This is a genomic window from Gemmatimonadaceae bacterium, from assembly GCA_016720905.1.
Classification (GTDB): Bacteria; Gemmatimonadota; Gemmatimonadetes; order Gemmatimonadales; family Gemmatimonadaceae; genus Gemmatimonas.
This window is the reverse complement of record JADKJT010000034.1, coordinates 120,189-140,331: the sequence shown is the minus strand read 5'-3', so window position 1 is coordinate 140,331 and position 20,143 is coordinate 120,189. Positions and strand designations below refer to the sequence as shown.

Here is a 20,143-nt window from a genome sequence, read left to right as displayed (position 1 = left end):
TGGGGGAGAAGGAGAATGAGCCGGACTGATGGCCTGGTTTCGCTGAACTCCGCGTGCTACGGCGTCACCTTCGCCTGCAGTCGCTCCTTCACGAACTCCACCCACAACCGCGTGCGCTCGCGCTGCATGACGGGATCGGTTGGATTGTGCGTGCGACCGGGAAACGCCAGGAACTTCGACTCGACACCCATGTCCTGCAGCGCCCGGTACAGCGCCAGCGCCTGCGTGGGCGGCACACGGAAGTCCTCCATGTGCGACATGATGAGCGTGGGCGTGCGCATGTTGCGCGCGTAGGTGATGGGAGACTGGGCAACGAGCTTGCGGCGCCCGGCCTCGGTCCACGGCGAGCCGCCGGTGAGATAGCGCCAGTTCACGTTGCCGTCGGCCAAGTTGTACTGGTCCTCCCAGTCGGTCACCGGCGCGCCGGCCATGGCCGCCGTCCACTCGTTGGGGTAGTTGCCAATCATCCACGACGTCATGAAACCGCCGTACGACCAGCCGGTCACCACGGTGCGCGTGCGATCGACGTACGGATTGCCACGCAGCATCGTCACGCCGCTCATGACATCACGCCCGGGTCCGGCGCCCGCATCGCCGGCGATGGCCGACTGGAACGCGTTGCCAAGGTTGTCGCTGCCGCGGTAGTTGGGCTCGAAGACGATGGCCCCGTCGGCGGCGATGAGTTGCGGTGTTGACGAGAAGCCCAGCTTGGAAGACGCCGTCGGTCCGCCGTGGATATAGAGCACGAGCGGATACTTCCGACTGGCGTCGAAGTCGGGTGGATACGTGACGACGCCGTCGGCTTCGAACTTGTCGGAGCGCCACGTCACGCGCTCGCTGCGACCCAGCGCCACCGTGTTGGCCCACGCGTTGAACGAGGTCAGCGCCTTTGGCGTCGCGGTGGCGGAGGTCATCACGTACAACTCGGCCGGCGTGCGCGGTGACGTGGCGGTGAACACGAACATGCCATCCTTGCTGCGCTCGATGTCGGCGCCGAAGCCGCCGGTGAGTACCAGATCGCCCAACGGCAAACGCTGCGCTGCGCCGGTTAGCGGCTGGATCCAGGCGGCCATCGTCGTCTGGTCGGCCGCGGCAACAAGCATCCCCGATCCGTCGGCAAGCCAATCGGCGCGCAGGATATGCCGGTCGAGTGCGCGCGTGATGCTGCGAGCCGCGCCTCCGCCGGCTGGTATGACGTGCACCTCGGTGACGAAGCCGCCTTCGCGGTTGCGCTCACGCGGCTGCAGGAACGCAATGGTGCGGCCATCGGGCGACCAGAGGGCGAAGCGCTCGAACGTCTGCATGCCAGTGAGCGACTTTACCGCGCCGGTCGCGACATCCACCACCGCGATGTGCGTCGAGTCGCTCTTGCCGGTTTGCGGGGCGACGGTGCGGGTGAACGCGATGTGTGCGCCATCCGGTGACCAACTGAGCGGCGACGGACCGCCGCCCGGGGGCAGACTGAACTGCAATGTCCAACTGCCTGCCGTGATGCGCTTCGCCCCGCCACCTGCAGTGGCCACGGTCCAGATGTGCTGCGGGCGCAGCGTGCGCCGCAGGAAGAGATCCTGCGCGCCCACTTCGAAGGTGGTGATGAAGCGCGCCTCGCCTTCTTTGCGCGGCTCTTCGTCGGTGGCCGCAAAGGCAAACGCCGCGCCGTCGGGGCGCCAGCTGAAGTGTTCGACCGCCGTGGGGTGTGCGGTGACCTGACGCGCCTCACCGCCTTCGCCGGCCAGCAGCCAGAGCTGGTTGCGTCCCTCGCTGTCGGGCGAAAGGAACGCGAGCCCGCGACCCACGGGGGCCCATTTCGGCGAGGACACACTCGTGCGTTGCGGCGTGAGCAGGCGCGGCGTTCCGGCCGGCAGGTCTACGGCCCACAGCTGCGATTCGGTGCGGTTGGCCACGTAGTTCGGCCGCGACACCACGAAGGCGGCGGTGCGTCCGCCGTTGGACAGCGCCGGACTGCCCACGCCAACCACGCGGCGGGTGTGCTCGATGGTGAGGCGTTCCTGCGCCGACAGGGCGAAGGGGACCAACATCAGAAACCCCGGCCGAACGAGAGCGATGCGCATGGTGAGCTCGGGGGAGGGGGCAGGAGCGCTCGGATGCTTTACGACCCCGGTTTCTTTGGCACCACCGGTGCGTCGCCCGGCGTCACGACCAGCTTGCGCGTCATGCCGCCCAACTTGTGCGAGTTGTCGGACATGGGGCAGAACACTTCGTACGTGCCGGCCTTGAGCGTGAGCGTGAGCGACGCTTCCTGTCCGGCCGGGATGTCCGGCGTACCCTTGTCGATCTTGTCGCCGATCACGTAGAAGGCGTGCGCCATCACGCCCGAGTTCTTCACCCGGAACGTGACCGGTCCGGCCTTCACCGTGTCGCGGGTCATGCCGATCTTGAATTCGGTCAGCGTCACGGCGACGGGTTGGGCGCCGGCCGCGGAGGCCGAGGCGATCAGGGCGGCGACAAAGAGGGTGCGGAGCATGAGTGGGTCCTGGAGAGCGGAGCGAGCGCGGGTGGGACGGGAAATTTATGGCGAGCGGGGGTGTTTCCACTAGACGTACTGAACGTATCTCAGGGCGCAGATCCTGGGCGTCGAATCGAGACACCGTCGAGGCGCGTGCGTCAGCGAAGAAAGGTACTGAAGTGGACTCGTCGTACTATAACTTTCCGCGCGGCTCTGGCGGAACCAAACTCCACGGGCCGCATGATCCAGTCGTTCGGCAATACCGCGTCGTATTCCGTTGGACGGCACTCGGCCCGATCGACGTTGAGATCATCGACTACCACTAGGTACGGACTGTCACCATGCTCGCATTCCCACACGGCCCGCCAACCCATCCCGGCGAGATGATTCTTGAGGAGTTTCTCAAACCGTTGACGATGACGCAGACCGAATTCGCGCGGCGCATGGGCGTCGCGTGGACGCGAGCCAATCAGTTGATCAAGGGGAAACGCGGCGTGACCACCGACACCGCGCTGCGCCTCGAGCAGCTCTTCGGAATGCCGGCCGAATTCTGGCTGACGCTGCAGCTGCGTTGGGATCTGTACCAGGCGATGCACGCACCGTCAGTGAAAGCGATTCGCAAGATCCAGCGCGCCCCCGGCTTGGCAGCCCTTCCGCGAAGCGCGTAACGTGTTGGTGTCCTTGTAGAAGAAAAAACGGTACGGACCGTTCCGGGTTAGCGGGCCGGTGCAAAGGACGTTCCGAAGAACCGCGCGAGGCGCAGCGCGTCCGAGAACTCCAGCAACGCGGTGTCGGTAACCCTGAAGTACGTGACGTTCATGGGCTGAACCTTCGGTCGAAGAATCCAAGCGGCTTGAGATCTATTCCGCACGGTGAGTCGAACCTCAGCGCCGGTCTTTCCGAGGAACGTGATAAGCGTGTCGACGCCAAAGCGAGCGTGCGCGGATCGCCGTCGTCAAGTGCCAGGCGCGCGGGACGCCAGCCACTGCTTGAAGGAGCGCTGGTTTTCGCCAGAACGCGCACCGCTCAGCAAGTTGTCGACGCTGATATCCTCGTCGAAACCGGGCCAGTGAACGCCCTCACCGCGGCCGATGAGGCGCCAATTGGCGCGCTCGGCCTGTGTACCGTGCGCAAGTCGCGGGTACCAGGCGAGCGGCACGGAAATACTCCGGCCGTCCGCCAGATCTACTGTCAGTGTGTCGGCCGTGACCTGAACTGACTCGGCGAGGGCCGGCCAGTGTTCAATCGGCGAAGTAGTCATCCCACCTCCTCTGCAAGACGGCTTCGTGTTCCCGGACCATCATCAGGATACGCGCCAACTCGGCAGGCGGAAAGCCACCGCTGTCCTGCAATCGGACAGGATTCAGCCAGACCTTAGCTCGATTGGCATCACGTTCGACGTGCACGTGCGTCGGTTCAGCCCGATCACCGGCGTAGAAGAAGAAGCGGTACGGGCGGGGCTGGTGAGCGGTCCCATGTGATACGCATGAATGCGACCGGGCAACAGGTGCGCGCGGCATCGAAGCCGGCAGCGCACATGTGGAAATATTACGCGGCAATTTTGCCGGATACTGGTCTATGTGATTCGCGCCTGTCCGGTGCCGCGCCCGGCGGCTCGTCTTCCAACGATCTGGCCCCCCACCCGTTTTCTCAGTACTCTCGTCCCACCCCGCCCGCCCGCGATTCCCACCGGAGCCCCTCCTCATGCGCCGCACCCCGCTCGCCGCACTCGCGCTGGCCCTTACCGCCGCGTTCGTCCTTCCCTTCACCACCAACGCGCAGGCAACGGCCGGCCGACCGGCCACACCCAGGCCCACCGCAGCCAAATCAACCGAGCCGCTGGTTGAGTTCGAGATGATGACCTGGCCCGAAGTGAAGGCCGCCATGGACGCCGGCAAAACCACCGCACTCTTCTATACCGGGGGCACCGAACAGCGCGGCCCGCAAAACGTGAACGGTGGCCACAACCTCATGGGCCGCGCCACAGTGAAAGCCATCGCGCTCCAACTCGGCAACGCCATTGCCATGCCGGTGCTGCCGTACACGCCCAACAACGCCAGCGCCACGCTGCCGGGCACCATTGGGCTCACCCCCGAAATTTTGAGCATGGTGCTGGAGCGCATTGCCGAACAGGCCATCGCCACCGGTTTCAAGAACGTCGTGCTGATGGGCGATCACGGTGGTGGTCAGCCCAACGCGTACAAGTCGGTGGCCGAAAAGCTGGACGCCAAGTACGCCGAGAAGGGCATTCACGTGTTCTTCTGCGACGAAGTGTATGCCACGGCGCAGGCCGACTTCGACAAGTGGCTCAAGGACAACGGCTACCCAGTGAGCTCGCACGCCGGCATTCCCGATACGTCGGAGATGCTGTATTTGGGCGGACAAGCATGGACGCGCGAAGAGCTGATTCCCACTGCGTTGGGTGACACCGTTGCCGCGCGCGGCGCACCGCGTGATCCGAATGCCGTGCGTGTCAACAACGGCATCACCGGCGACGCGCGTCGCTCAAGCCGCGAGCTGGGCAAGCGGGCCTTCGACAACAAGGTCGAACACGCGGTGCGCCAAATCAAAACGTTCATCCCGCAGTGACCCGCGGGTTCGTCACGTTCAATGCATGAGCTGACCGACGCCGATCTCGAGATCGTTCCCGTGGAACGATCCGAGACGGTACCGTCGTCGTGGTATGTACACCCGCAATTTCATGCGATCGATCGCGACGCCGTGTTCGCCACCACGTGGCAAGGCGTGGGACACGTGTCCATGGTGGCCGGCCCCGGCGATTACTTCTTGGCCACCGTCGCCGACAATCCCATCATTGTTATTTGCGACAAAGACGGCATACTGCGCGCTTTCTACAACGTGTGTCGCCATCGCGCCGGGCCGTTGGCGCTTGAGCCCTCAGGTTGCGTGAAGGCACTCACCTGCAAGTACCACGGCTGGACGTATCTGTTGGACGGCACACTGCGCGGCGTCCCGCAGTTTGACCGCACGGAACTGTTCGACAAGAAAGACTTCGGCCTGATTCCCGTGGGCGTGGATGTGTGGGAAGGCTTTGTATTCGTGTGTCTCGAACCTGCCAAGGCGCCACCACTGGCCCAGGTGTTTGCCGGCATCGCCGAACGCATTCGTCCCAACAGCTTGACCACCAAGCAATTGGTGCGACGCGTGGACTACGATGTGGAGAGCAACTGGAAAGTGTACGTGGACAATTTTCTCGAGGGGTACCACATCCCCCACGTGCACCCGGAGCTCAACAAGGCGCTGGACTATTCGGCCTACACCACCGAACTGGGTGCCTGGCACACGCTGCAGCACAGTCCACTGAAAGACGACAACGTGTACACCGGCAGCGCCGGCGGCGAGGCGTTCTACTACTGGGTGTACCCGAACTTCATGCTGAACGTGCTGCCGCATCGGGTGCAGGCCAACCTCGTGCTGCCCAATGGCCCCGATCGGTGCACGGTGATTTTCTGGTACTACTACGACAACCCCGACGCGCCAGGGTGTGCGGAGCAGATTCAGGGCGATGTGGACTACAGCGACATGGTGCAGGTGGAAGACCGGGAGATCTGCCAGAAGGTGCACGCCGGGTTGCAGTCGCGCGGGTATGAGCGGGGCCGGTTTTCACCGGAGATGGAGTCGGGGGTGTACCACTTTCAGTGCTTGCTCAAGGGGTCGTACCGGGCGTGGCGGGGGTGACGGCACTCGGAATTCGTCGGTCCAAATCGCAGCAAAATGTCTTTGTAGCCCGCCAAGTACCGAATTGCTGAGTTCCTCCCAGTCTGCCGGTCGCGGCACGTACCTTGTGGAAGCCCAGTCACCGCATTGACAACTGACAATGGTCAGTGTACAAATCATGAGGTAGCGCATGATTCAGAGTTTCAGGCACAAGGCATTAGAACGCCTATATGAGACCGGCAGTCCCCGAGGCATTCGAACCGATCTCATCGCCAAAATCGCACGCATTCTCAGCATGCTCGATGTGGCATCCGACCCTCAGGCACTCAACCTGCCGGGATATGCCTTGCACCCACTGAAGGGTGAACTGAAGGGATTCTGGGCCGTAACCGTGAAGGCCAATTGGCGGATCGTCTTTCGGTTCCTGGACGGCGATGCCTACGATGTCGAGCTGCTGGATTACCACTAGGAGGAACCACAAGTGCCGATGAAAAACCCCGCCCATCCCGGCCGCCTCGTGCGACACGACTGCCTGGACCCATTGGAGCTCACGATTACCGCAGGGGCGAAGGTGCTGGGCGTGTCTCGGCAGACGCTCAACAATGTGGTGAACGAGAAGACCGGCATCAGCGCCGAAATGGCAATTCGTTTGTCGAAGGCCTTCGGCGGCACGGCGGAAACATGGCTGGCGATGCAGACAGCCTTTGATCTGGCGAAGGCGCGCAAGCAGGAAGGCCGAATCAAAGTGAAGCGTTTTGAGAAGCTGCACCCGGATGCGGCGGCCTAGGTGTCCTTCTTGGCAGTACTGCTTAATTGCCCAGAATCGAATTAAAGTATAGGTCGCTATATCTTATATTGAGCGTGTAGAGGTGTATGGATTCCCGCCTCATCCACGTGTACGTCCGCAAGGAGGCGGTGCTGTCGAGCCAGATTGAGGGCACTCAGTCAACCCTTACGGAACTGCTCGAGTACGAGAACGCAGAAGCACCGGGAATGCCGGTCGAGGACATCCGAGAGGTTTCGCGCTACATCAGCGCGCTCCGATATGGAGTCGACCAGATCAATGAAGGTCATCCAATCAGCCTGCGGCTCATTCGCGACACGCACAGCGTGTTGATGACCGGCGGCCGAGGAGGGCGACAGGCCCCGGGAGAATTTCGCACAGGGCAGAACTGGATTGGCGGCACGCGCCCCAGCACCGCGCGCTTTGTTCCGCCGCCAGCGCACGAGCTGATGCGCGTACTTGGAGACCTCGAGCGATTCATCTGGGAAGGCAGTGCGACGCCCATCGTGAAGGCGGGACTTGTGCATGCGCAGTTCGAGACGATCCACCCATTCCTTGATGGCAACGGCCGTCTCGGGCGTCTGCTGATCACGATGATCCTCTGTGCCGAACGATCACTATTGCGACCGTACCTGTACCTCAGCCTGTATTTCAAGCAACACCGGGACGCCTACTATCAGGCACTGCAGCGTGTTCGTACCCACGGTGATTGGGAAGGGTGGATGGCGTACTACCTGGAAGGCATCGACTGGACCGCGCGCGAGACCATCGCGACGACGATCGCCTTGATTGACCTGTTCAAAGCAGACCGAGAGCGCATCAGCGCGATCGCCCGGAGTGGCTCGACGCTGCGAGTCTATGACGAATTGCAGTCACGTGTAGTAGTATCGATCCGACGGCTGGCCGAATCCGCCGAGATCTCGGTGCCAACGGCCACCGCCGCCATCAAGCGTCTCGAACAGATGGGAATCGCCCGTGAGATCACGGGTAAGTCATATGGTCGCGTGTTTGTCCACGACCGGCAGTTGGAGATTCTCAATCGAACCGTCGATCTTTGACCCTGGCTATTCACCCACCTCGGAGGATTTCCCGATGCGCAAATTGTTCACGTTGAGCGTAGTGCTGATTGTCGCCGCCTGCGCCACGGAGAAAACCCCGCCACAGGCCGCCAAAGATTCCGCGACGGCAACAACCCCCGTGCTGCCTGCCGGCGAAGCCACACTCGCCGTGGATGGTGGCAACATCTGGTACAAAGTCTCCGGCGCCACCGGCACCGCAACGCCCGTGATCCTGCTGCACGGCGGACCGGGGTACGGTTCCTTCTACTTGAAGCCCATGGAAGGCCTCAGCGCCGATCGACCGGTGGTGCGATACGACCAGCTGGGCAATGGCAAGTCGGACCGGCTCACCGACACCACCAAGATGAACATCGCGCACTTCGTGGCTGAACTTGAGGCGCTGCGCGCGAAGCTTGGGTACGAGCAAGTGCACATTGTTGGGCATTCGTGGGGCACCATTCTGGGCTATGAGTACTACAAGGCCCACCCCACGCATGTGGCCAGTCTCACCTTGATGAGCGCCGCTCTGAACATTCCCGCCTGGGAAGCCAATGCCAAACGGCTGCTCAAGCAGTTGCCGGACTCTTCACAACAAGCCATCACCGCGGCCGACAAAACCGGCAAGTACGAAGGACCAGCCTACGAAGCGGCCAACGGCGAATTCATGTCACGCTTTGTGGTGCGTCACATTCGTCAGGCCGACTGGGACAGCACCACGAAGATGGTTGGCATGGAGCAGTACATGTACTTCCAGGGCCCCAGCGAGTTCACCATCATTGGCACGCTCAAGCAGTACAACGTGACGGCCGAACTGAAAAACATTGCCGTGCCGACACTGTTCACGGTTGGTGAGTTTGACGAAGCCAACCCTGCCACCATCAAGAAGCAGGCAGCGACCGTTACCGGTGCCAAGGTAGTCGTGATTGACACCGCCGCGCATCTCACCATGTGGGACAACGAACCGCAAACCCTGCAGGCCGTGCGCGCCTTCCTGAAGAGTGTCGATGCAGGACCGGTCAAGAAATAGCCCGTGACCACGCCACGCTACGACGCCCGCACCCAGCCGCTTGCCCCGTCGTCACTCACTGTCGTTGGTGAAGCGGAACGCAACTATGTGGCCAAGGTGCTGTCGGAAGCCTTTGCCGCCGACCGGTTGACCGTTGAGGAATTGGACGACCGTTTGACGCGGTTGTATCAGGCCACCAATTCCCAGCAACTCGGCCCACTGTTGGCCGATCCGCGCGAGCCCACTCGGTCGTTGGCGCAGCCCGAGTCGGTGTCGCACATCGCGCACGATTTCGCGGTACCCGAGCGCGGCGTGGGCGCGGCCATCATGGGCGGTTTTCAACGTGGCGAGGGATGGGTGCTGCCTCGGCATTTCAAGGCGGTCGCCATCATGGGCGGCATCGCACTCGACTTGCGCGATGCGCGCATCGCACCGGGGGTGAGCGAAATCGAAGTGTTCACCCTCATGGGTGGTGTCGAGGTGCTGGTGCCGGACGGCGTGCGAGTAGAAGTGGTGGGGATGGCGGTGATGGGTGGCTTTGACGTGAGGTCGGGCACCTCCAGCCTCGACGATCCGCAGGCACCGCTGCTGCGCATCAGCGGCCTGGCCATTATGGGCGGCGTGGAGGTGAAGCGGAAAGACAAGGGGCGCGTCAACCAGAAGCGCTACGAGCAGGCGCTGCGGCGCGCTGAGAAGGCCGCGAAGAAACTCGGCTGAGGGGAGGTCAGTCTTCGGAGCGCGTCGGCGTTCAGGTCACGTGTGCGCGGCGCTCCAGTCGCGCCTGCGTCACCACCAGTGCGATGCCAACGGCGAGAATGGGATAGACCAGCACGTTGACCGTGTGCCAACCGCTGCGGGCCAGCACACCGCCGGACGAAAACGATGCCAACGCGACCAGGCTGAACAGCAGGAACTCGTTCAACGCCTGCACGCGAAACGCTTCCTCGGGCAAATACAGATTGGCCACCATGGTGGTCGCCGAGATGAACGCGAAGTTCCAGCCCACACCCAGCAGCACCAGCGCCCCCCAGAAGTGCATCAGTCCGGTGCCCGATAGCGCCAGCATTACGGCCGCCGCCATGATGAACATGCCAAACGCCGCCATGGTCGACTTGCCAAACCGGTTGATCAGCCGACCCGTGAGAAAACTGGGAGCGTACATGGCAATGACATGCCATTGAATGCCGTATTGCGCGCTGGACTGTGAATGGTGGTGCGCGACCATCGCCAGCGGTGTAGCAGTCATGACAAAGGTCATTGGCACAAACGACGCCACCGACACCAGTACTGCAATCAGGAATCGGGGCTGCGAGAGTACGCTCCATACCGAGCGTCCGTGACCGACACCGGCGACGCGCGGAATTGGCGCCGGCACCACCAGGCGCGACAACAGCACGGCCGCGATAACGTACAGTCCGGCTTGTACGACAAACGGACCAGCAAATGGCGCGTATGGTGTGAGTCGGCGTGCGTGGATGGAAACCTGCGGACCGATGACACCCGTGAAGAGTCCGCCCAGCATCACCCAGGCAATTGCCCGTGCCTTGAAGCTGGGTTCCGCGGCATCGGCGGCGGCGAAGCGATATTGCTGGGCGAATGCGCTGGCGGTGCCCAGCCAGATCATGGTGCACACAAACAGCCAGAACGCTCCTGCGTTGACGGCGACGGCGGCTAACAGTGCGCCGCTGGCACCAATGCCGGTACCCGTCATGAATCCCACGCGCCGTCCGAGCTTTCGCATGGACAGTGCCGCCGGCACCGAGGCCACGGCGGAGCCCAACACGTACGCGGAGACGGGCACCGTAGCGAGTCCCGCCTGTTCGGGTGGGAGCATGGACAAACCCACCAGGCCAGCGGTACCCACCACAATGGGCCCCACGGAACCGCCCATCGCCGACGCCGCAGCCAGCAGCAGTGACGCACGGCGCGCCTGTGGCATCGGAAGGGTGTTGTTGTCGGGACTCATGGAACGCGCAATGTACCGCTCGCGTCGGATGGCCACCAATGCGCATCGTTGGACAGCCTTGGTGCGTAAGACCTATATTGACCCGCCTTCTGCCTGCGCGGCATGTGTACGCTCGCTTCCTCCAACACGTATCTCATGCGCCCCATCGTCAGACTGCTGCGCACATCGGTCGTGCTTCTCGCTGCCGCCGTCACCGCCATTCGCCTGGCGGAGTTAGGTGTATCAGGGGGTCTCGCCACACGGGCACGTTCCATGTTGCACAACAACTTCACGCCAAGGGCATCACGTTGGCGGGGTTCCCGATAGTCCCCCTCCCTCCAGGGGCGTGCCGGGTGAACTGTGGGAGGGGTTTGTATCTGCCGCGTGGTGGCGGGTGGGGGGGAGGCGGGTCGCCCCATTGGTGGCACTTCAATCCGGTCGACCTGATATTCAATCCCATCCTCAATACGTCGTACAAGGGCGGGTTGAAGAACCTCGCGTTCGTGCCGTCCACACGTCTTGCCTACAACGCGAATTCGGTGTGGGCGTTTGCCGTGGAGGAGTACGCGGATTTTGGCGCCGTGAACAACCTGCAGTCTGGCAGCAACGGATCGCACCAACTGTATGGCGTGATTGATCACGGCGGGAAGACGTGGGACGTGGAGGTCGGCGTGGTCAACGGCCGACAAACTCACGCTCAAGCTGATCCTGGCGCGTGACCTGTATTCGAGGAAGCGATAGACTCGTGAAACAGTTGACGTTCACCATGGGCGCGCGTGGCCTGAGGCCCGCGCTTCTTGCCGCGATAGTCGCGGCGAGCGGTGCGTGTACGTCGCCCAAGGACGCGCCGCCGTCGGCAACCCCCGCAACTGCCGCGCGTACACCGCCACCGGGCGACGCTCCGGCAGGCATGGTGTGGATACCCGGTGGTGAGTTTCGTATGGGCGGTGACGATCAATACGCGGTGGCCGCCGAGCAGCCGGTACACCGTGTGTATCTGGACGGCTACTTCATGGACACGCACACCGTGACCAATGCGCAGTATCGCGCATTCGTGAAAGCCACCGGCTATGTGACCGTCGCCGAACGCACGCCCAATGTGGCCGAACTCATGAGCCAGTTGCCGCCCGGCACGCCACCACCCGATCCAGCGTTGCTGGTGCCGGGCTCGCTGGTATTTGCGCCCACGGGCAAGCCGGTGGATCTGCATGATTGGTCGCAGTGGTGGAAATGGACCCCCGGTGCCAACTGGCGGCATCCGTCAGGTCCAAAGGATTCCATCGTTGGTCTCGACAACTTTCCGGTGGTCCACATCGCGTATGACGATGCTGTTGCCTACGCGACATGGGCCGGTGGGCGTCTTCCGACTGAAGCGGAATGGGAGTTCGCGGCGCGTGGCGGCGATCATCGCACCGCGCACGCGTGGGGTGACGAGGCCATCGATCCGAAGCATCCGCAGGCGCACATCTACGACGGTGCGTTTCCCTCGCATGCCGCGGCACCCAAGGCGGTGGGTTCGTATCCGCCAACCGGATTCGGATTGTACGACATGTCCGGCAACGTGTGGCAGTGGACCGGCGACTGGTATCGCCCCGACACGTATGCGAAGGATGCGGCACAGGGCATGGTGCGCAATCCGCACGGACCCGAGGTGGGTCTCAATCCTGCCACCGAAGGGCAGCCCACGCGCACGGTGCGTGGCGGGTCGTTTTTGTGCAGCGATGTGTACTGTCGCGGCTACCGGGTAAGCGCGCGCAGTCCTGGTGCGCCCGACAGCGGCGCCTCGCACATCGGGTTTCGCCTCGTGATGACGATGGACCAGTGGAAGGCGTGGAAGACCTCGTCCAAGGCGGGTGCATGAAGCGGGCCCTTCAGATGGTCGTTGCCGTCGCGGTGTCGGGTGCGTCGCTCCGCATCGCCGCACAACAGCGCCCGAATTTCTCCGGCGAGTGGGCCAACACTCCCGAACAAGCGGCCGGCCGAGGTGGCCCAACCGTGGGCACGATGGGCAGCGGATGGGGCTCGCCGCTCACCATCACCCAAACCGAGAGCGTCCTGACGGTTCAATACGAGTTCTTTGCGCGCGGTGACCTGCAACCACCGCTGTCGTTTCGCTTCGCGTTGGATGGCTCGGAAACCATCAACACCGTCATGATGGGTCGGGGCACGCAGAAGCAGCAGTCCACGGCCAAATGGAACGGCAACACGCTGGTGATCACGACGAAACACGACTTTGCGCATCCGACAACCGGCGCGCCAACGGTTTCGGAAACCCGTCAGGCGCTTACACTGCAGTCGCCCACGACGCTGCTGGTCGAAACGACCCGTGTGGGAGTACTCGGCGGTCCGACATCCGCAAGCAAGACCGTACTGACGAAGCGCTGAGCCTACGGACGCGGCGGCGTGTAGGGATCCTTCGCGCCTGTGGGCACATTGGGATATTTCACGGTGGTGAGTGTCCAGTCGGCGACCAACTTATCAAAGGCGCTCAAGGCCCACGGATTGGCGTCCTTGATATCGGATTCTTCCTTGGGATCCGAGCGCAAATTGAACAACCGCATAAGCGGCGCTTCCGGCCTTCCTGATTCGGGCATGAAGGCGTAATGAAACTTCCAGTCCTTCCATTTCACCGCGCGCAACTGATTCGCCGTGAAATAGATCACGCTCTCCCGGTTTGACTGCTTCTGCTTGCCTTCCAGAAACGGCAGTTGATTCACTCCGTCAATCGCACGGTCGGTGGGCACCATGCCGGGCACGCCAACCGCCGCAGCAAATGTCGGGAACAGGTCCACCTCATGCACGATCTCATTGGACACCTGTCCCGCGGGAATGCGTCCGGTCCACCGCACCACGCAGGGCGTGCGAATGCCGCCTTCCATCACTGAATTGTAGAAACCGTTCCACGGGCCCGACGAGCCCCGCCAGGGACGCCTGATTTCCGCGCCGTTGTCAGCGCACCAGAGCACCAGGGTGTTGCGCTCGATGCCCAACCGCTTGAGAGCGGCCAGCACCAGTCCCACGTTGTAATCCACGTCGGCCATCGCGTCGCCAATGTCGCCGGCACCAGTCTTGCCGGCGAAGTCCGGATGCGCCAGCGTGGGGAAGTGGATCTGCGTGATGGGATAGTAGACAAAGAACGGTTTGCGCCCGCGCACGTTGCGCTCCATGAACGCGATGCTCTTTTGTGCTGCCTCGCGGTCAACGGTACGTCGTGATTCGAGATCAAACACTTTCACCTTCTGCGGCGCGCTGCCCGCCTGCTGCGCCCAGATATACGGCGTCTCTGTCGTGGCCGGATCAAAACCGGGTGCCGTAGTCACCTGCGCCGATGTGCTGGTATGGGGAATGCCGTACCACTCGTCGAAACCCTGATCGCCCGGTGTGCGCCCCAGCCACGAATCGCCGCCCAAATGCCACTTGCCGAAAATCCCGGTGGCATAGCCGTTGGCTTTCAGCGCTTCCGCCACGGTCACTTCCCACAGCGTGATGCCGGTGGGCTGCGTTGCGCCGGTGCGTACCGCGTACCGACCGGTGAGCAACGCGGCGCGTGAAACGGTGCATGAGTACTCAACATTGAAATTGTTGAGCCGCATGCCCTCGTTGGCAATCCGATCGACGTTTGGCGTCGGGACACCCCGTACACCGCCGTACACACCCACCTCGCCCCATCCCAGATTGTCGGGGAACATCATGATGATGTTGGGACGGGTAGCGGGCGCCTGCTGACGTGACGCAACCTGCGCTGACAGCGCCGAGGTGGCGACAGTCGCGCAGAGCGTCCACAGCGAGAGCACGGTGGTGAGACGGCAACGCATGAGCAGACATCCTGTCGGAGAGGGCGCCTTCAAAGTCGTATGACGCGGGTCGAGGCGCCAGAGGCTGGCGATGGCGTTTGGGATGATGGCGAGAAGGCTTGTTCGCCTCTATTGTACCGTGTCACCGTGCGACCGATTTCCCGGCGATTCCAGCACTCTCCTGGCGAGAACCTGATGACACAGCGACTGGCGCTGGTTGCGCTGTTCCTTGCGATGGCCTGTCAACCCACGGACACGTCGGCTGTTGCAGGCAAGCCGAACATTGTGGTCGTGCTGGTGGACGATTTGCGCTGGGATGATATCGGCGTGGCCGGTCATCCGTTTGTCGAGACGCCGAATATCGACAAGCTGGCCGGTGAGGGTGCGCGATTCCTCAATGCGTTTGCCACCACGCCGCTGTGCAGCCCCAGCCGCGCGGCCATTCTCACGGGGACGTACGTACACACCAACGGCATTATCGACAATACGGCGCGCGACTCCGCCAGCTACTTGTTGCCCACCTTTGCGATTCCGCTGAAGGCCGCAGGATATCAAACCGGGTTCTTCGGCAAGTGGCACATGGGAAACGACGACGGTCAGCGCCCGGGCTGGACACACTGGGTGGCCATGAAGGGTCAGGGTGAAGCCATCAATCCCAGGCTCAACGTCGACGGCACCCGGCTTGAAGTGAAGGGCTATGTCACCGACGTCCTCACTGACTACGTCGACCAGTTTGTTCGCGCCAATGCGAAGAAGCCATTCATGCTGTTTCTGGCGCACAAGGCCATGCATCCGAACGTCATGCAGCAGAACGACGGTTCGCGGGCGACGCTGGCATCGCAGCCTGAGGGATTCATCCCGGCGCCACGTCACGCCGGACGCTATGCCAACGCCGTGGTGCCGAGACGGCCGAATGCGCTCGCGCCCATCACCAACAAGCCTGCACTGCAGCGTCGCATTGATACGTTGGCGCCGCTGAGTCCTGCCACCGGCACCAGGGACCGTGACGTACGCGGTCGGTTGGAAATGCTGCTGGCCGTTGATGAAAGCCTTGGTCGTCTGGTGAAGACGCTGGAAGAGTTGGGTGAACTCGACAACACCATCATCGTGTTCACCAGCGATCACGGCTATTTCTACGGCGAGCACGGTCTGGACGAAGAACGGCGTCTGGCGTATGAGGAAACGGCGCGCATCCCGCTCATTATTCGCTACCCCAGACTGGTCACCGCCGGCATCACGCCGGCGCAGTTGGTGCAGACCATTGACATCGTCCCCACCGTGCTCGGCATGGCCGGGGTCACCGACACCGTGGCGCGACAAGGCATGTCGTTGATGCCACTGTTGCAGGGCAGGGCGGCGCCGTGGCGGCCGTCAGTGCTGATTGAGTACTACAGCGACAAGGTGTTTCCGCGCATGGTGACGATGGGCTATCAGGCCGTGCGCACCGAACGGTACAAGTACATCCACTACACCGAGCTTTCGGGCATGGACGAATTGTACGATCTGGTGACGGACCAATACGAAATGCACAACCTCATGGGGACCGCAGCGGGCAAGGCGGCCTTGCCGGGAGTGCAGCTGGAGCTGGAACGGTTGCAGAAGGCTACGGGGTGGGCGGCCAGTGCGGTGAAGTAGTCGGAAGCTTGCTATTTCGGCGAGGGTGCCGGCACCACAACATCCATCGCCGCCGTCTCAATGCGACCGCTGGTTCGCCGCACCTGCACGAACACGCGATACGCGCCCGCCGACGGAAAAGCCACCGGAAAATTCACCTCACCCGTCGGACCCGTCATGGGCATCCCCGCCATGCTCGGCCTGTCCATCGCCGTGGGTTGTTGGTCGCCGTGCATCACGGTGTCACCCGCTTCGCGCCGCAACAGTCGTTCCTGCGCCGCCATTGAACCGGTGCCCATGGGGTGCAGGTGCATGAACACCTGACCGTCGGTGCGCACCACCATGGCGTGTCCTGCCATCCCCAGCCATGGGACCAGCGTCGCGGCCGAGCCATCGGCGTTTGTCACGCGCGCGCGGATGGTGACATCGCGTGCAACCGTGGGCGTGCCATCAATGGCGATGGACATGTGCGCGCCGTCGCTCAGCACGGCCGGTGACGCCGATGCCATGGTCGGCATCGCGGTCCACGCATCGTCGCCGTCAACGTTGGGCGTCGACGCTCCCGTTGGCACATCCACCGTATCGGCCATCGACACGGTGTACCCACTTTCGCGCACGGCTTCCGCGAACAGCCAGTACTTCCCTGCGGGAACACCGGCAAGCGGCGTGGTGAAGGTGCTGAGATCGGTGCGCAGTGGATGCACATGGGCCACCGCGCCCTGCGCGCCGACTTGCACCAGAAACAGGTGCATCAACTTGCCGTGATCGGGCATGAGCGGCGTGCCGGACTGCCTTCGCACGCCGGGCTCTTGCGGATCGACAAACGTCCATGATGAATCGGTGACATGCAGCGTGAGGGTGCGCGCATCACCCGGTGTCACGGTCGTCTCTACGGCCAGCGGCTTGTCCAGTTGGCGACGGTAGTCACGGTCGACGGCACCCCACCACTTCCAACCTCCGGTGAGCATCACGGCGATCAACACGGTGGCAACCGCCATCGCCTTGCGCGCCCGCTGGCGGTCGGCGCGTTGCGCGGCCGCACCACCGCCAAGCGCTCCTTCTCGTGAGGCAGCACCCACAATGGACACGAGGCCCAGTACCAAGAGCGCGCCCAAGGCAGACAGCATCCAACCCATCCACGGGGGGAGTGTGCTGGCGGTGGTGGCCACGCTGGTCACGGGTACGACCAGTGTGCCATCGCCCGCAGGTCCTTGGGCCTGCACGTGAAAGGCATATGATCCCGATGCCATGATCCACACCGTGGTGGAAAACGTGCCGACTTCTCCAGGCACTGGCGTTGCCGGCTCGGCCGGTGCGGCGCCCTTCAACCCATAGCGCCAGAGCGCGGGACGCACGGACACACTGGTTGGCACGGCCGATGGCGTGGTGGCACGCACTACCACTTCCACACGTCCGGGAATCACCCCTGGTGGACGCACCAGTACGCGCAGTCCATATGGACCGGCCATGCCGTCCTGTACCACGAGTGTGCTGCCCACGTGTGCACTCGTCGCAACCCACAGCGCGGACAACAGGCAGAGAGTGGCTGAGGCGCGTTGCCAGACGGGCGGTGCATGCTGCGACAGACGGAACATCATTGGTGCGGAGTCTCCAGAGTGTCTCGGCATTGTCACTAAGGGTGGGAGCGGTGAGGGACTTGAGGGGTGCGCAACAAAAGCGTCGAGCGTTCGAGGGGTGAGCCGGTGAGCGTAGAACCCAGTCCTGCCCTCACCGGCTGGCCGCTCGAACGCTCGACGCTTCCGTTGCGCACCCCTCAAGCCCCTCATTGCTCCAACCTCTCCCGGCAGAATCCCCGTCGCCGGGTGCAGGCGTATCTGCGGCGCCATTCTAGCGCACCACGCGACGCAGCCACGCGCCGCGCGACAGCCCCAGTCGCGCCGACAGAGTGGCGGCGAGTACCGCCCATGTGAAGATGCTTACCAACGTTGCTGCAACACCCTTTCCATCGGACCACATTTGGCGCGGACCAACGAGAAACTCCGCCGATTGACCGTAGTCACCATGACTGCCACCAAAGAACGCGTTGCGCCCGATCTCCGTGGCTTGAAGCGTCCCGAATGGCCACTGCACCACGACAAACGCGGCGACAAAACACACGCCGAGTGCCAGACTGGTGAGCCACACATTGCGGCCTTCCATGCGACGCAACACGAGGTCGATCGCTATGGCCGGGGCGATGAGCATCACTGGAAACGGCAGGGGAACCATTCGCGTGACCTCATGCCCGATAGGCCCGAGCAACGGACTGCCGGGAATGAGTGGCAATATCCAGACCTGTGCCGCCATGACCCCCATGTAGATCAGCGCGATTCGCGTGGCGGGCCACCGTACGCGCGACGCGATGGCGGCGGCCACCAGAATGGCCGGATACACACCACCGGTGACGACGTAGAAAAGGCTTTGATGCGTACGCGTGGCAAACGTGTATTCCGTAATAGCGACGGCTGCCATGGTCGCCAGCACGCCGCTGCTTACCAGAAAGATGTTGGAGTAGAGGGGCGAACCCTCGGCGCGATTTTGCGCAGCGGCCGCCATTGTTTGCGCCCCAATCAGAATGCCCGCGATGCCCACCAGCAACACCACGTGCGGTGGGCTGAGAATCTCGACGTCCAGTCCGTACGCATTGTGCCACCAGTCATCGAACGGCGCCGATGTGAGCATGGCGAACGCACCCCAGATGCAGATCCACCCGCCGATGGGGCCCGTGAAGTAGCGCCAGATGCGGACGCCATCACCGGAACTCGCGTCACGTCCAAATGATTCCCACAGCACGCGCGCACCGCACGACAGTCCGGCCAGCGTGCCGCCGAAGTACACGGCCATGTGGGCCGGCGTCCAGAAGGTGTCGCGGCCAATGGTGCGATGCCACGAAATGTCCCACAGAATGCCGATCAGGATGCTGGACGCACCAACGACGACTGCTGTGAGATGCCACGGCAATTCACGCGCTGACTCGGCGGCGCTGGACGCGGAGGGAGCAACAGAGGTGGCCATGATCGCGTGCAGGAATGGGAGATGATTCTACCGCAATAGAACATGCTACGCGGTGAATCAGGGCGCGACCACTCCCTTGGTCATCCGCACAAATCCGTCGTACTTCCACACCCCGCTGACTCGCAGCCAGCGCTCGCAGAACGAGTAGGTGGAACTCTGCACGCTGCCTTGCGCGTCGCTGCGGAATCGCGTGGCGTACCACACGTGCAGTTCATGCGGCAGTTCGCCCCGCTCAAGTTTCGTCACCGCCAGCCACAATGCGTTGGGCGTTGCACAGGGCCCCGGTGGGGCGCTGGTGAGACTGGCCGGCGTGACGGTCGGGACACTCGCGCAGGGCAGGGTGTCGGTTGCTCGCGCCACCGGCCAGGCGTTGACCTCATCGAACACGGCGGGAGACAGCGCCACCGCGCGTCCGGCGAACGCGCGCACCGCCGCCGCGGTCTCCTCACGGCCAAAGGCCCGCTGCGGATACTCGGCCACGGGCACGCCACCGGGCTTGTCCTGCGTCACGATGCGACGAATAACGCGGGACAGGAGATCATTGGGATCGGGGAGAGTCCACGCCGCCCCCAGACGGCCTACCGGTTGCGCATACAACAGCGTGGGCCGCAGCGCGACCAGCAGGGCACCAAACGCCAGCACCAGCATCCACAGGCGGATGAGCGACTGCCGGCGGGTATTGGCGGACGGGCGGCGGTGGGTGGCGGTATTCATGAGAGAAGGAATACCATGAATGGTAGTGGTTCCAAGCGCCGACCGTGACGCTAGCCACGGAGTCTTGC

The 20,143-nt window shown here is 63.1% G+C and carries 21 protein-coding genes; 12 read left to right on the top strand and 9 right to left on the bottom strand.

From position 1 onward, the window contains the following. Positions 1-56: 56 nt before the first annotated feature. Positions 57-2,072: a S9 family peptidase gene (locus IPP90_21900; GenBank protein ID MBL0173288.1), complete on the bottom strand. Its 2,016-nt coding sequence runs from the start codon at positions 2,070-2,072 to the stop codon at positions 57-59. 38 nt (positions 2,073-2,110) lie between these two features. Further along, the gene (locus IPP90_21895) at positions 2,111-2,485 is read right to left on the bottom strand and encodes a cupredoxin domain-containing protein (protein ID MBL0173287.1); all 375 of its coding nucleotides are present in this window, start codon (positions 2,483-2,485) and stop codon (positions 2,111-2,113) included. A 323-nt stretch (positions 2,486-2,808) separates the two neighbouring features. Here IPP90_21895 and IPP90_21890 point away from each other — a divergent pair, with 323 nt between their 5' ends. Continuing rightward, on the top strand, positions 2,809-3,135 hold the full coding sequence (locus IPP90_21890; GenBank protein ID MBL0173286.1) for a HigA family addiction module antidote protein: 327 nt from the start codon (positions 2,809-2,811) through the stop codon (positions 3,133-3,135). A 287-nt stretch (positions 3,136-3,422) separates the two neighbouring features. On the opposite strand, the gene IPP90_21885 is transcribed toward IPP90_21890, so the two are convergent. After that, on the bottom strand, positions 3,423-3,728 hold the full coding sequence (locus tag IPP90_21885) for a DUF2442 domain-containing protein (GenBank protein ID MBL0173285.1): 306 nt from the start codon (positions 3,726-3,728) through the stop codon (positions 3,423-3,425). Further along, on the bottom strand, positions 3,709-3,987 hold the full coding sequence (locus tag IPP90_21880; protein MBL0173284.1) for a DUF4160 domain-containing protein: 279 nt from the start codon (positions 3,985-3,987) through the stop codon (positions 3,709-3,711). The genes IPP90_21885 and IPP90_21880 overlap by 20 nt, the downstream gene beginning before the upstream one ends. Positions 3,988-4,171: 184 nt before the next feature. Between IPP90_21880 and IPP90_21875 the strand changes: the two genes are divergently transcribed. The 7 genes from IPP90_21875 (at position 4,172) to IPP90_21845 (ending at position 9,710) form a co-directional block, all read left to right on the top strand. After that, complete coding sequence (locus IPP90_21875; protein MBL0173283.1) at positions 4,172-5,056, top strand: creatininase family protein; 885 nt, start codon at positions 4,172-4,174, stop codon at positions 5,054-5,056. 21 nt (positions 5,057-5,077) lie between these two features. Next, a complete protein-coding gene (locus IPP90_21870) occupies positions 5,078-6,166 on the top strand; it encodes an aromatic ring-hydroxylating dioxygenase subunit alpha (GenBank protein ID MBL0173282.1) in 1,089 nt (362 codons plus the stop codon). A gap of 169 nt (positions 6,167-6,335) precedes the next feature. After that, on the top strand, positions 6,336-6,614 hold the full coding sequence (locus tag IPP90_21865; protein MBL0173281.1) for a type II toxin-antitoxin system RelE/ParE family toxin: 279 nt from the start codon (positions 6,336-6,338) through the stop codon (positions 6,612-6,614). Positions 6,615-6,632: 18 nt separating this feature from the next. Next, a complete protein-coding gene (locus IPP90_21860) occupies positions 6,633-6,932 on the top strand; it encodes a HigA family addiction module antidote protein (GenBank protein ID MBL0173280.1) in 300 nt (99 codons plus the stop codon). Between the two features lie 86 nt (positions 6,933-7,018). Further along, a complete protein-coding gene (locus tag IPP90_21855) occupies positions 7,019-7,987 on the top strand; it encodes a Fic family protein (protein ID MBL0173279.1) in 969 nt (322 codons plus the stop codon). A gap of 34 nt (positions 7,988-8,021) precedes the next feature. Further along, positions 8,022-9,014: a proline iminopeptidase-family hydrolase gene (locus IPP90_21850; protein MBL0173278.1), complete on the top strand. Its 993-nt coding sequence runs from the start codon at positions 8,022-8,024 to the stop codon at positions 9,012-9,014. A 3-nt stretch (positions 9,015-9,017) separates the two neighbouring features. After that, the gene (locus tag IPP90_21845) at positions 9,018-9,710 is read left to right on the top strand and encodes a DUF1707 and DUF2154 domain-containing protein (protein MBL0173277.1); all 693 of its coding nucleotides are present in this window, start codon (positions 9,018-9,020) and stop codon (positions 9,708-9,710) included. Positions 9,711-9,741: 31 nt separating this feature from the next. On the opposite strand, the gene IPP90_21840 is transcribed toward IPP90_21845, so the two are convergent. Continuing rightward, the gene (locus tag IPP90_21840; protein MBL0173276.1) at positions 9,742-10,959 is read right to left on the bottom strand and encodes an MFS transporter; all 1,218 of its coding nucleotides are present in this window, start codon (positions 10,957-10,959) and stop codon (positions 9,742-9,744) included. Positions 10,960-11,309: 350 nt separating this feature from the next. Here IPP90_21840 and IPP90_21835 point away from each other — a divergent pair, with 350 nt between their 5' ends. The 3 genes from IPP90_21835 to IPP90_21825 are packed head-to-tail and all read left to right on the top strand — an operon-like array spanning position 11,310 to position 13,323. After that, positions 11,310-11,657 (top strand): hypothetical protein, encoded by a 348-nt coding sequence (locus IPP90_21835; protein MBL0173275.1) that lies wholly within the window; start codon positions 11,310-11,312, stop codon positions 11,655-11,657. Positions 11,658-11,704: 47 nt separating this feature from the next. Continuing rightward, positions 11,705-12,799 (top strand): formylglycine-generating enzyme family protein, encoded by a 1,095-nt coding sequence (locus tag IPP90_21830; protein ID MBL0173274.1) that lies wholly within the window; start codon positions 11,705-11,707, stop codon positions 12,797-12,799. Next, positions 12,796-13,323, top strand: a complete 528-nt coding sequence (locus IPP90_21825; GenBank protein MBL0173273.1) for a hypothetical protein — start codon at positions 12,796-12,798, stop codon at positions 13,321-13,323. Before IPP90_21830 ends, IPP90_21825 begins: the two co-directional genes overlap by 4 nt. Positions 13,324-13,325: 2 nt before the next feature. On the opposite strand, the gene IPP90_21820 is transcribed toward IPP90_21825, so the two are convergent. Next, positions 13,326-14,753 (bottom strand): sulfatase-like hydrolase/transferase, encoded by a 1,428-nt coding sequence (locus IPP90_21820; GenBank protein MBL0173272.1) that lies wholly within the window; start codon positions 14,751-14,753, stop codon positions 13,326-13,328. Positions 14,754-14,927: 174 nt separating this feature from the next. On the opposite strand from IPP90_21820, the gene IPP90_21815 reads away from it, so the two are divergent. Next, positions 14,928-16,367 (top strand): sulfatase-like hydrolase/transferase, encoded by a 1,440-nt coding sequence (locus IPP90_21815; protein MBL0173271.1) that lies wholly within the window; start codon positions 14,928-14,930, stop codon positions 16,365-16,367. 11 nt (positions 16,368-16,378) lie between these two features. On the opposite strand, the gene IPP90_21810 is transcribed toward IPP90_21815, so the two are convergent. From IPP90_21810 to IPP90_21800, 3 genes are all read right to left on the bottom strand, one after another. Beyond that, positions 16,379-17,944, bottom strand: coding sequence for a hypothetical protein (locus tag IPP90_21810; GenBank protein ID MBL0173270.1), 1,566 nt, complete (start codon positions 17,942-17,944; stop codon positions 16,379-16,381). Positions 17,945-18,194: 250 nt separating this feature from the next. Then, positions 18,195-19,361: a hypothetical protein gene (locus IPP90_21805; protein MBL0173269.1), complete on the bottom strand. Its 1,167-nt coding sequence runs from the start codon at positions 19,359-19,361 to the stop codon at positions 18,195-18,197. A 57-nt stretch (positions 19,362-19,418) separates the two neighbouring features. Continuing rightward, the gene (locus IPP90_21800) at positions 19,419-20,075 is read right to left on the bottom strand and encodes a hypothetical protein (protein ID MBL0173268.1); all 657 of its coding nucleotides are present in this window, start codon (positions 20,073-20,075) and stop codon (positions 19,419-19,421) included. Positions 20,076-20,143: the final 68 nt, after the last annotated feature.

What these genes read in the sequence shown, in the direction of transcription:
- IPP90_21900 (MBL0173288.1), bottom strand. Translation starts at nt 2,072, where the DNA reads ATGCGCATCGCTCTCGTTCGGCCGGGGTTTCTGATGTTGGTCCCCTTC.
- IPP90_21895 (MBL0173287.1), bottom strand. Translation starts at nt 2,485, where the DNA reads ATGCTCCGCACCCTCTTTGTCGCCGCCCTGATCGCCTCGGCCTCCGCG.
- IPP90_21890 (MBL0173286.1), top strand. Translation starts at nt 2,809, where the DNA reads ATGCTCGCATTCCCACACGGCCCGCCAACCCATCCCGGCGAGATGATT.
- IPP90_21885 (MBL0173285.1), bottom strand. Translation starts at nt 3,728, where the DNA reads ATGACTACTTCGCCGATTGAACACTGGCCGGCCCTCGCCGAGTCAGTT.
- IPP90_21880 (MBL0173284.1), bottom strand. Translation starts at nt 3,987, where the DNA reads ATGCCGCGCGCACCTGTTGCCCGGTCGCATTCATGCGTATCACATGGG.
- IPP90_21875 (MBL0173283.1), top strand. Translation starts at nt 4,172, where the DNA reads ATGCGCCGCACCCCGCTCGCCGCACTCGCGCTGGCCCTTACCGCCGCG.
- IPP90_21870 (MBL0173282.1), top strand. Translation starts at nt 5,078, where the DNA reads ATGCATGAGCTGACCGACGCCGATCTCGAGATCGTTCCCGTGGAACGA.
- IPP90_21865 (MBL0173281.1), top strand. Translation starts at nt 6,336, where the DNA reads ATGATTCAGAGTTTCAGGCACAAGGCATTAGAACGCCTATATGAGACC.
- IPP90_21860 (MBL0173280.1), top strand. Translation starts at nt 6,633, where the DNA reads ATGAAAAACCCCGCCCATCCCGGCCGCCTCGTGCGACACGACTGCCTG.
- IPP90_21855 (MBL0173279.1), top strand. Translation starts at nt 7,019, where the DNA reads ATGGATTCCCGCCTCATCCACGTGTACGTCCGCAAGGAGGCGGTGCTG.
- IPP90_21850 (MBL0173278.1), top strand. Translation starts at nt 8,022, where the DNA reads ATGCGCAAATTGTTCACGTTGAGCGTAGTGCTGATTGTCGCCGCCTGC.
- IPP90_21840 (MBL0173276.1), bottom strand. Translation starts at nt 10,959, where the DNA reads ATGAGTCCCGACAACAACACCCTTCCGATGCCACAGGCGCGCCGTGCG.
- IPP90_21830 (MBL0173274.1), top strand. Translation starts at nt 11,705, where the DNA reads ATGGGCGCGCGTGGCCTGAGGCCCGCGCTTCTTGCCGCGATAGTCGCG.
- IPP90_21825 (MBL0173273.1), top strand. Translation starts at nt 12,796, where the DNA reads ATGAAGCGGGCCCTTCAGATGGTCGTTGCCGTCGCGGTGTCGGGTGCG.
- IPP90_21820 (MBL0173272.1), bottom strand. Translation starts at nt 14,753, where the DNA reads ATGCGTTGCCGTCTCACCACCGTGCTCTCGCTGTGGACGCTCTGCGCG.
- IPP90_21815 (MBL0173271.1), top strand. Translation starts at nt 14,928, where the DNA reads ATGACACAGCGACTGGCGCTGGTTGCGCTGTTCCTTGCGATGGCCTGT.
- IPP90_21810 (MBL0173270.1), bottom strand. Translation starts at nt 17,944, where the DNA reads ATGATGTTCCGTCTGTCGCAGCATGCACCGCCCGTCTGGCAACGCGCC.
- IPP90_21805 (MBL0173269.1), bottom strand. Translation starts at nt 19,361, where the DNA reads ATGGCCACCTCTGTTGCTCCCTCCGCGTCCAGCGCCGCCGAGTCAGCG.
- IPP90_21800 (MBL0173268.1), bottom strand. Translation starts at nt 20,075, where the DNA reads ATGAATACCGCCACCCACCGCCGCCCGTCCGCCAATACCCGCCGGCAG.